Raw genomic sequence first — 10,015 nt, 5'->3', positions numbered from 1 at the left:
GGGTTTGATACCAAGTATCAAACCGCCCTACACATATTTGGTTTGTCGAAACAATGTTCAGTTTTCAAAGGTCTACCTTGTTATCAAAGGAACAAGCGCTCCGTGACAACGTTTATAAGAATAACATATCTTATCGTTTGCCGTCAAGAACTTTTTGAATTTCTTTTTTATCAGTGACACAACTCTCTGTGTCTCCGTGACAACGTTTATAACTATACCAACGATTCCAGTCCTGGTCAAGCCTTTTTTGCATAAAATCTCAATTAATTGATAAATAACCAAAAAAGGCGGGAACTAAGACTCGTTCCCGCCTTGAATATTCAGCCATTCGTATACCTAGCAACTGGTGTCCGTTGACGCCGTGCCGCCATTTTATCTAAAAATCCATCTAACAGGGTGACCATAACCTCTTCATCCGTAGCATCCGTTAACGCAACCTTGGTCCTAGCCGTGTGGGGAATCCCCTTAAGGTAATAGGCGACTTGATTCCGAAAGTCCCGCGGCCCCTCTTCAGGACCTTTGGCCCGACATAGCCGGTGCAGATGTTCCTTAGCAATGGCGATTTTTTCTTCAGGAGTCGCCTCCGGTAACAGCTCGCCCGTGTCTAAATAGTGGTTAACGCGTCTCAACAACCACGGATTACCCATAACTGCTCGGCCAATCATCACCGCATCAGCCCCAACTTCAGTCAACATTCGCTTAGCATCCTCTGGCGTACGAACATCCCCATTACCCATAAATGGAATCGTCAGGTGCTTGGCGACATCTGCCAATACGTCCCAGTCAGCCTTACCTTGATACATTTGCTTACGGGTGCGGCCATGCATAGCAATGGCACTCGCTCCGGCACTCTCAGCGGCCAAGGCATTCTCCACCGCATAAACGTGGCGATCATCCCAGCCGGTTCGCATCTTCACCGTTACTGGCTTGTCAACCGCAGCAACGACTGCCGCGACCATGTCATGAACCTTATTCGGATCCAGTAGCCATTTAGCACCAGCATCCGTGTTCACGACCTTGTTCACCGGGCACCCCATATTAATATCGATAATATCGGCTGGGGTCTGCTTATCCACAAATTGTGCCGCCTGAACCAAAGTCTCCTGAGTTCCGCCGAAAATCTGGATACTCATCGGATGCTCTCGCTCATCAACTGCCATCATGTGGAGCGTTCGCTGATTATGGTAGTGAATTCCCTGGCCAGAGATCATTTCACATTCAACTAAGCCAGCGCCGAATTCCTTGCAAATTAACCGAAACGCCACGTTGGTGACTCCTGCCATGGGTGCAACTACCACCCGATTAGGAATCGTAACGTCACCAATCTTCCATGCCATTGCATTCGCCTCCTAGTCAGCCTGTGCTTTAACCAGGATATCCTTCAAGTCGTCCTCAGAAAATTCATACTTTGTGCCACAGAAATGACAAACAGCTTCTGCACCGTGGTCTTCATCAATCATTTCCTGAATGGCCTTAGGCTGAATTGAAGCTAACGCCTTGGCGAATCGGTCTTTAGAACAATCACATTTGAAACTAACTGGCATCTTCTGCAAAATCTTGATTTTTTCATCCTTGAACAGTAACTGTAAAATGTCCTCTGGTGTCTGACCATCTAACAACAGTTCGGAAACCATCGGCACTTCCTTCAAGCGTTCTTCCAACCGTGCAATCGCCTCATCACTGGCACCCGGCATCACTTGGATCATGAACCCACCGGCAACCTTGACCGTATTATTTGGCTGTACGAACACAGACACACCAACGGAACTAGGAATCTGTTCAGACTTGGCCAGGTAGTAAGTGAAGTCTTCGCCTAACTCACCAGAAACCAAAGGAACCTGACCCGTGTAAGGTTGACTAAGGCCTAAGTCCTTCGTCACCGTCAGCATCCCGTTGACGCCAACCGCCTTGCGCACATCGATCTTGTGTTTTTCATTCAGTGCCAGGCTCGTATGTGGGTACTGCAGGTAACCCTTAACTTCACCATTGGCATTACCATCTACGACGATAGCGCCCACTGGTCCGTGACCATCAACCTTCACCGTCAGCTTCTCGTCACCCTTCATGAGCGACGTTGCTAACAGAGTCGTCCCAATCATGGTCCGCCCTAAAGCTGCCGTTGCTGCACTCCAAGTATCATGCCGTTGCTGAGCCTCAGCTACCATGTCCGTTGCATCGACTACGTAAGCCCGAAACATCCCGTCATCAATTAAACTTTTTACTAAATAATCTGCCATTTGTCTACTGTCGTCCTTTCACATTTCATCATGCCTAACCTTACCAGAAACCCGCTAAATTGCAAAGACTAACCCCGATGAGTCACAAGAAGAGAGTACGGCAAAAGGCGGTTAGTCAATGAGCATTAACGTCGCTAGACGAATAATCCCAGTCTTGGATTGTTCGTCTAGCAGGCTTATGCGGAGTTGACTGCCTGTTGTCACACGTTTCAACTATATACGTTCGGGCGCAAAAAGGGTTTGAGACTTTTGTCTCAAACCCTTCGCATTTTGATTATTCAGAGTCGTCTGGCTTTTGATCATCCGCTGCAGAACTCGTTGCTTCACTGGCCTGACTGTTGTCAGATTCAGTGGTAGCGGCAGATTCAGCTAACTTAGCTTCCGTAGAGGCTTGTCGTTCAGCTTCACGCCGTTCTAGTTCCCGCTTAGATTCTTCAAAAGTTGCAGCCTTTTCACTTGGAAATTCGCTACTACCGTCCTTCTCAGGCATTTCCCCAGTGTTAAACAAGCTGAGAATTTGCTTTTCGTCCAGCGTTTCGTATTTCAGCAAGGCATCCGCAATAATCTTGTGTTCTGCTTTATGTTCTTCCAAAATCTTCCGGGCAGTCGTATGAGCTTCCCCAATGATTCGACGAACTTCACTATCAATTAAGCTAGCAGTGTGTTCAGAGTAACTAGGTTGGCCAGGGTAACCTGCACCAGCAAATGGTTGGCCGCCAGCACTTTCCAGTGCAACGGTTCCTAATTCGTCACTCATCCCGTATTGGGTAACCATGGACCGGGCAATTTGCGTTGCCTGTTCAAAGTCATTGGAAGCCCCAGATGATTCGGAATGGAAGATTAACTCTTCAGCAGTCCGTCCACCCATGAGTCCAGCGATTTGTTCCATGGCATCCTTCTTAGACATCAGCATCTGATCCTCACGTGGAAGCATGATGGCGTATCCGCCTGCACGCCCACGGGGAACGATGGTAACCTTGTGGACCACCCGCGCATCGTTCAACACTAAGCCGACAATCGTATGGCCGGCTTCGTGGTAAGCAACCGTTTTGCGTTCCTCAGGGCTGATGACCCGGTCCTTCTTCGCAGGGCCAGCGATAACCCGGTCTTCCGCTTCGTCTAAGTCAGAAGCATCAATCTGAGTCTTATTCCGCCGAGCCGCCAATAAGGCCGCTTCGTTTAGAAGGTTTTCCAAGTCGGCACCCACAAACCCAGGCGTCTGCTTAGAAATTTCCTTCAAGTCGACATCGTTAGCTAAAGGCTTGTTCTTAGAATGAACCTTCAGGATAGCTTCCCGACCCTTAACATCTGGTCGACCAACTAAAATCTTCCGGTCAAACCGTCCTGGCCGCAGCAAGGCTGGGTCTAAGACATCGGAACGGTTGGTAGCAGCCATCACAATGACGCCTTCACTACCAGTAAACCCATCCATTTCAACCAACAATTGGTTCAACGTTTGTTCACGTTCATCGTGACCACCGCCCATGCCGGCACCCCGTTGACGACCAACCGCATCAATTTCATCAATAAAGATGATCGAAGGTGCGGCCTTCTTGGCCTGTTCAAACAGATCCCGGACACGGCTAGCCCCGACACCAACGAACATTTCCACGAAATCTGAACCAGAAATCGAGAAGAATGGTACCGCAGCTTCACCAGCAACGGCCTTCGCCAGCAACGTTTTACCAGTACCAGGAGGACCCTCCAGTAAGACACCAGATGGTATCCGGGCACCTAATGAAACGAACTTACGGGGATTCTTCAAGAACTCGACAACTTCGACCAGTTCTTGCTTTTCCTCTTCCTCACCAGCAACGTCAGCAAAGCGAACGTTATTCTCTTTGCTATCAGCTGGTTTGGCCTTGCTCTTCCCAAAGTTCATGACTCGACCATTGCCGCCGCCTTGGCCGGCTTGACCCATCATCATGTAGAAGAAGAAGAAGAAAATAACTAGTGGCGCTACGTAGACTAACAAGTTAATCCAGAAGCCACTTGACTCTTCTGCTTTGGTATTGACCTTTACATTATGGTTCTTGGCGATCTTATCAATCTCGGAAACCGTCGAGTTGTTCGTTAAGACCTGGGTCGTAAACCCGGTCACCGCGGTACTCTGCGAGCCCCCAAGACTAAAGCCGGTATTGGTAGAACGCTTTTGGGCGTTCCGGTATTCACCGGTAATCTTGTAAACTCCCCCGGAAGGTTGAATAGAGAACTTCTTGATCTTGTTCGTACTCAGGTCCTTCTCAAACTGACTCGATTGGATTTCTTGGGATTGTGAGCTGCTGTTATTACCATTAAATAGGTAAACAACACCAATGACCAACAAGAAGATCACAATGTAAAATAGACTATTCCGAAACAGCCCATTTCGTCGATTATTCATGTCGTGCCTCCTTACTCACAGTTCCCAGCATTTAAATTAGGAACAAAATTTAGGGCTTGTGCCCTTTGACTAAATAAGATGTTATCACAATTGACTATCATTGACTAATTATTTATCTGAATAAACGGATGGCTTCAAAACACCAACGTACGGGAGATTCCGATATTTTTCTTCGTAGTCCAAACCGTACCCAACCACGAACTCACTCGGAACGTTGAACCCAACATAATCAGCCTTTGCTTCAACCACTCGTCCGCTGGGTTTATCCATCAATGTGCAGACCTTGATTGAGTTGGCATGACGGTCTTTTAGCAGGTCTTCCAAGTACTTCAACGTCCGACCAGTATCGATAATATCTTCAACTAACAAGATGTCACGGCCGGCAACATCCGTATCCAGGTCCTTCAGCAAACGAATGGTTCCGGATGATGCAGTTCCCCCGTTGTAACTGGAGACGTCAATAAAATCAATGGTTGCGTAGATGTCCATGTCACGAATGACATCGGTCATAAACAAAATTGCACCCTTTAACACGCAGATGATCAAAGGCGTTTTGTCCTTATAATCCTCGGCGAGTTGTGTTCCAAGTCGTTTACAAGCTGCAGCAATGTCTTCCTCACTATAAAGGACCTTCAAAATATCGTTGTTCATGCTGTTCCCCTTTCGCCTATTCGTGTTTCAAGACAATATGATAGTTTTTTGTGTGCGCCCGTCGTGGCCAAACCGACCATTTCACGCCAAGTACCGTCAAGACTTCCCCCTGGGCCGTAACCAAGACCAACTGGGCCGCCCGTTCAGAACGAGGAACCTTGGCGTTGATCAATGCCCGCCGCACACTCTGATGGTGGCCGCTGGCTAGTCGCAACTGATCAGTGGCCGCCCACCGTCGAACCCATAAAGGGAATTGTGCCGACTGTAGCGCCACCGTCTCGTGCGGGGTCTGTATTGACGAACTTGCTGGAAAGAAGCCGAGTAACCGGCCATTGCCAATGGGTCGCCATTGGTTTAAGTCTACCATAAAACTAAATTGTTCCACGGATTTTTGCTGTAAATTTTTAGGTTGCGTAAATTCAAACTGATCGTAACTCTTACGAAACGCCCAGCCCCCGCTAAAATCAACCATTCCGGACGGTCGCTGCGAGTTGCGCAAGAGTTGTAGGCACTGATTGAGATGTGACTCACTAGTAGCCACGGTCGGTGCCGACCGCTTAATCAGCCGGGCTAGTAACAACGGCTGCTCGGACAATGGCCGGGCCAACAATTTATCGACACTCCCCTGTCCCGTGCCAGTCTCAACGATGCCAGCCAATTGTGCATCCAGAGCCGTGTCAGCCACTGCCATGACTGCCCCTAACTCACGGGCATACGCCGTTAGATGGTCAATCACCTGCGGGTTCTCGGTCCGCAATTGCGGCAGAATTTGGTGACGAACTCGGTTACGGCTGGCTTCCAGATCCTGATTGGTGGCATCCTCATACCAAGGAATTGCCATTTGACGAGCAAAGGTCACAAGCTCCGCCTTTTTAAACGGCAACAACGGGTGAATCACCTTACCATTGCCTAAGGGGCGTTCGGCAGCCATCCCCGTCAATTGCGCCAACTCACCACCGCGTAACAGTTTCAGCAGGATGGTCTCTGCCTGTTCATCGGCTTGGTGAGCTGTTGCCACCCAGCCGGCCGACTGCTGCTGCAACTGCTTCGTAAAGAACCGGTAACGGAAATCTCGGGCAGCGGCTTCAATCCCGTGATCTGGGTGTTCGGCCCGCGGCCAGTGTGTCGTGACCAACGGAATTTGCTGGTCAGCACACCAGTTGACCAGAAATTCTTCCTCCGCCGCACTCTGTGTCCGTAATTCATGATTAACGTGCACGACGGTCAACTGCGGCCGTTGGTCGTGTGGCAACCGGCTCAGCAAGGTGAGGAGCACCATGGAATCGACACCAGTCGACACAGCTACCAGCCCGTGTCCTGGTGCAGTTGCCCACCCTTGCTGACGCCAATTATGCTGGAAATCCGTCTCTAACGTCACACTACCGACCCTTTCTGTTAATTAAGAAAAAGGGCCGCACGAATGCGGTCCTAATCGAAGACACATTTAACTACGACGGCCACCACGGCCACCGCGCTTACCTTCGGTGTTGCGTTTAATTGTTGCCAGACGGTCCTCACTCTGCTTCATGAACCCTGACATCAAGTCGTCGAAACTCTCTTCATGTTGGGCTGCGTGATGGCCTGAGAAACGACCATTTGCCGAATTATGGTGTGGCCGGGAACCGTTATTTTCAAAGCGACGACCGCCATGAGCGTTACCATGGCTTTCACCGCCGCGACCACCATTGCCGTGGAAATCGTGATTGCCACCATGGTGTTCAGAATGTTCACCATGATGCTCACTGCGACTATGCTGTGGCCGTTCTGATGCCGGTTTGTCGGTTGCCTTACGAATCGACAAACCAATCTTCCCGTCATCTCCAACGGTCAATACTTTAACCGTTACTTCATCACCGACAGATAAAACGTCGTGAATATCCTTCACGAACCCATCGGAAATTTCACTAATGTGAACCAACCCGGTCTTGTGGTCACCTAAATCAACAAATGCGCCAAAGTTCGTGATTCCGGAGACCTTTCCGGAAACTTTAGCTCCAACCTCGATTGCCATAAACAAGAAGTTCCTCCTTAAAATAAGTGCTTTCAGTATAACACAACTTCTAACAATCCCAAACGTGAAAAATCAAAAAGAAAAGCCAAATCAATCGTTTTTGAACATCTGTTAAACCGCGTCAGATTAACATTCCAGCGATACCGGCGTTTCTAGCCGTTCTCCCATTACTTTGGTGGGTAAACTAATAAAACGCCCAGCCTGCCATACAAATAAATTTATCCAGGCGGCACTGCCGGGCCCGTTGGCCACTGAATAAATCTAACCATCCGGGCTAATCATCGCGCAACGACTGAATCTAATCAAAAAGGAGACCATGACCTTGCCGTCACAGCCTCCTTGAGCGCTATTTTGCGGTCACGTCGGTGGCGTGATCACCGGGTAGACTATAGACTGTCTCACCGGACTTGGTGTAGTAGTACTTGGACCGAATTAAACGACCCAAGTAATCTTTGTCATTAAGTTGCTTAATCTGTAACTTGAGCTTCTGATTGGTCGCCTTCGTTTTAGTCAACTGCTGTTCACTAGTTGTGACCTGCTGATTGACCGTATGCAGGCTTGCATTCGTGCGTACCCACTGGATTCCCAAAATGGTCATGAAGACGGCAAACACAATGATAATCCGCGTGGCCCGTCGCGCACGACGTTTGCCCAGCCACCGATGATGGTGTTGTTGGGTGGCCTGCTTATCTAACCGCCGGGTATAATCATTTTCTAAACGTTCAATTTTCGCCGGTTGCGGTTTCACGTCAGCCATCCCACTCACTCCTCAAGTTTTTTTACCAGATAGTTTATCTTGAGTATAGCAAGTTTCAAATTGGACGTCTAGCTAGTTAAGCATATTGTAAAACATTCGTCACATTAGACCGCCTATTCTTGCCGAAAGTCCTGTTCGTAGTCTTCTTTGACAATGGTATACATCCGTTCAGCGTCGTCCTTCTTCGTCGTTTCCAACAATTCATCGACTTGAACCGTTAACGTTTTGTTACCGAACTTAATAACCAGCTCATCTTTAGGCGCAACTTCGCTAGAGGACTTGGCCACTTTGCCGTTGATCATGATCCGACCCTTGTCGGCAATTTCCTTAGCGACTGAACGCCGCTTGATGATCCGTGAAACCTTTAAATACTTATCTAATCGCATACTATTTTCCTCCGTATTGGCTAAGTCTCTGCCATAATCTTAAAATTGTTTTTGCGTGCGGAATAGCTAACCATTCCCGCACCGTGAGTAATTGCCAGCTCAGCGCCAGGCTAAAGAAAATCACAACTCCCACGGGAATCGTGATGAGCAGTGCGCCACCAGCTGCTAGACGCCCAGTCATCATCGCCGGCCAGATGTGTTCTAGACCCACACCGACCGCTTGGACCCCCACCACCATTAGAATGGTGCAGCCAATTAATTTGCGAATAAAGCCTTGCGTCCAAATGCCCGAGCGTAGTTCCTGAGCCGAACCATACCAGATGATCACGAACATCACACCTAAACTCACGACCGTCAGCCAGCTTGCACCGTTGCCACCAAAGTGTGCCACGGACCAGTGATTGGCGACTGCTTTCACAATCAACCCACTGATTAGGGCAACGACCGTCAGTCGATAATTATTTTTACTCTGCAGGACACTGTTATACGTCTGAATCAGGGTGGCCAAGATAATGCTTAGCATATACACGGCCAGCATGTCCGACCCCTGCGTATTCCCAAAGAGGAGCCGATTGATCCACGGCATCAGACTGATCAGTCCCGCCGTTGCGGCCGTCGCAATCACCAAAGCAATGTGCATCATGGTGGTCGTCAACTGTTTAAACGCCTGTGGTCGGTCGCGTTGCTGGGCTTCGGCCAGGGCTGGCAACAATGACGTCGCAAATGCTACCGCCACCACTAACCCTAACTGAACCAGCGGCTGCGCTCGGTCATAGACCCCTTTAAGACTCTTCGCAGCCAGATCACTCATCCCCCCAGCCACCAAACCGTTCTTGACGGTAAAGGAATCCACAAGCTGTAGGAGCACCATCATTGCGGTCAGCAGGCACAGGGTGCCCCCCTCAACCAGCAGACGACGGCCAACGTGTGGAACTCGGACTGCAGTGGTGACGTCGCGTCGCCGCCACCGTGGGAGCACTAACAGTGCTGCTACGGCGGCCACGGTTCCACCACTCAACGCCCAGGTTCCCATCCGATACACTGACCACTCATGATGAACTGCCCAACCGGCGGCCACGAGAATCACAACGACTCGCACCAATTGCTCAATGACCTGTGAACGGGCCGTTGGCAACATGTTGAACCGTCCCTGATGGTACCCCCGCCCCACTGAGAGCGCGGGCATAAAGAGAAACATCCACGAGACCATCTGAATTAACGGTGTCAATTGGACGTCGCCCATGCCGCGAGCAATCGCTGGGGCCCCCAGCATCAATCCCCCGAAGAGGACTAAAGCTAGGCCCCAGACCCACCGTGTCACCTGACGGGCGACTTGCTGCTGACTGGGGAGGTCGGGGGCCTCCGCAATCAATTTAGAAATAAAGACGGGTAACCCACTCAACGCAAAGGTCATACCAATACCATAGAGGGGATACACCTGTTGATACACATAAAAGCCGGTGTTACCGACCATATTTTGAAAGGGGACCCGGTATACAGCACTCAGTAGCTTCGCAATAAACGCCGCTACCGAGAGAATCAGGGCACCCTGCAAGGTCGTATTTACGTTGCGGTTGCCCATGGTTGGCC

The 10,015-nt window shown here is 49.7% G+C and carries 9 protein-coding genes; all 9 read right to left on the bottom strand.

What is annotated here, in order from left to right:
* Positions 1-320: 320 nt before the first annotated feature.
* The 9 genes from dusB to EKM87_RS09485 all read right to left on the bottom strand — a co-directional run bounded on the left by dusB (position 321) and on the right by EKM87_RS09485 (position 10,007).
* On the bottom strand, positions 321-1,337 hold the full coding sequence (gene dusB, locus EKM87_RS09525; RefSeq protein ID WP_125684167.1) for a tRNA dihydrouridine synthase DusB: 1,017 nt from the start codon (positions 1,335-1,337) through the stop codon (positions 321-323).
* A 12-nt stretch (positions 1,338-1,349) separates the two neighbouring features.
* On the bottom strand, positions 1,350-2,237 hold the full coding sequence (gene hslO, locus EKM87_RS09520; protein ID WP_125684165.1) for an Hsp33 family molecular chaperone HslO: 888 nt from the start codon (positions 2,235-2,237) through the stop codon (positions 1,350-1,352).
* 274 nt (positions 2,238-2,511) lie between these two features.
* Positions 2,512-4,620 carry an ATP-dependent zinc metalloprotease FtsH gene (gene ftsH, locus EKM87_RS09515; RefSeq protein ID WP_125684163.1) on the bottom strand — a complete coding sequence of 703 codons (2,109 nt, stop codon included), beginning with the start codon at positions 4,618-4,620 and terminating at the stop codon, positions 2,512-2,514.
* A gap of 108 nt (positions 4,621-4,728) precedes the next feature.
* A complete protein-coding gene (gene hpt, locus EKM87_RS09510) occupies positions 4,729-5,271 on the bottom strand; it encodes a hypoxanthine phosphoribosyltransferase (protein ID WP_125684161.1) in 543 nt (180 codons plus the stop codon).
* A gap of 16 nt (positions 5,272-5,287) precedes the next feature.
* Positions 5,288-6,649, bottom strand: a complete 1,362-nt coding sequence (tilS, locus tag EKM87_RS09505) for a tRNA lysidine(34) synthetase TilS (protein ID WP_125684159.1) — start codon at positions 6,647-6,649, stop codon at positions 5,288-5,290.
* Between the two features lie 66 nt (positions 6,650-6,715).
* A complete protein-coding gene (locus EKM87_RS09500; RefSeq protein ID WP_125684157.1) occupies positions 6,716-7,282 on the bottom strand; it encodes a S1 domain-containing RNA-binding protein in 567 nt (188 codons plus the stop codon).
* 346 nt (positions 7,283-7,628) lie between these two features.
* A complete protein-coding gene (locus EKM87_RS09495; RefSeq protein WP_125684155.1) occupies positions 7,629-8,039 on the bottom strand; it encodes a septum formation initiator family protein in 411 nt (136 codons plus the stop codon).
* Positions 8,040-8,152: 113 nt separating this feature from the next.
* Positions 8,153-8,425 carry an RNA-binding S4 domain-containing protein gene (locus tag EKM87_RS09490; protein WP_125684153.1) on the bottom strand — a complete coding sequence of 91 codons (273 nt, stop codon included), beginning with the start codon at positions 8,423-8,425 and terminating at the stop codon, positions 8,153-8,155.
* 1 nt (position 8,426) lies between these two features.
* Positions 8,427-10,007 carry a polysaccharide biosynthesis protein gene (locus tag EKM87_RS09485; protein WP_125684151.1) on the bottom strand — a complete coding sequence of 527 codons (1,581 nt, stop codon included), beginning with the start codon at positions 10,005-10,007 and terminating at the stop codon, positions 8,427-8,429.
* Between the last annotated feature and the right edge of the window lie 8 nt (positions 10,008-10,015).

The organism is Levilactobacillus yonginensis, from assembly GCF_003946265.1.
Lineage (GTDB): Bacteria > Bacillota > Bacilli > Lactobacillales > Lactobacillaceae > Levilactobacillus > Levilactobacillus yonginensis.
This window is presented reverse-complemented; position numbering and strand designations above follow the sequence as displayed.